This is a genomic window from Bartonella sp. AA83SXKL (assembly GCF_042196965.1).
In the GTDB taxonomy this organism is placed as follows: Bacteria; Pseudomonadota; Alphaproteobacteria; order Rhizobiales; family Rhizobiaceae; genus Bartonella.
The window spans coordinates 1-651 of sequence record NZ_JBHIRG010000237.1 but is presented as its reverse complement, the minus strand read 5'-3'; the positions used below and the strand labels follow the sequence as shown (position 1 = coordinate 651).

Here is a 651-nt window from a genome sequence, read left to right as displayed (position 1 = left end):
CTTAAAGAAAAGGTCGACCCATATTTACGTCCGCTTTATGACGCCCTCTATGATATGATACCCATCGAAAAAGTAGAACGCATTCTAGCTTCTGGTGTCATAGAAATTGCTCCTCTTGCTTTCATGCGCGGACGAACACTTGCTCATGCCGCTATCATTCTTGATGAAGCGCAAAATACTACACCCATGCAAATGAAAATGTTCCTCACGCGTCTTGGAGAAGGCGCACGCATGATCGTTACCGGTGATATAAGCCAAATTGATTTACCAAAAGGACAAAAGTCTGGTTTAATCGAAGCAATACGTATTCTTTCAAATGTAGAAAATATTACAATTATTCGTTTCGATGAAAAAGATGTTGTACGCCATCCCCTTGTTGCCGCTATCGTTTGTGCTTATGACCGTGATTCTCGAGCAAAAAACAAAGAAACACCCTCTCATACTTCTCATTAAAGAAACGAATTTGATTTATTATGATTACAATTGATATACTTGTTGAAAGCGATGGGTGGAATGACGAGAAAATGCTTTATAACATCACCGAAAAAGCATTAAAAACGATAATGCATCATCTTTCATTGGAAAATGTTGTAAGCGAAATCAGCTTGCTTTTTACGGATGACAAACATATGGCACAAATTAATGCACAAT

General features: G+C 38.1%; 1 protein-coding gene and 1 pseudogene. Both read left to right on the top strand.

Going from position 1 to position 651, the window contains the following annotated elements; all coding sequences use genetic code 11:
• The coding region (locus tag ACFINO_RS10835) for a PhoH family protein (RefSeq protein ID WP_375655857.1) at window positions 1-453 on the top strand (453 nt) is incomplete at its 5' end.
• 20 nt (window positions 454-473) lie between these two features.
• A pseudogene (locus ACFINO_RS10830) lies at window positions 474-651 on the top strand (rRNA maturation RNase YbeY); the annotation flags it as partial.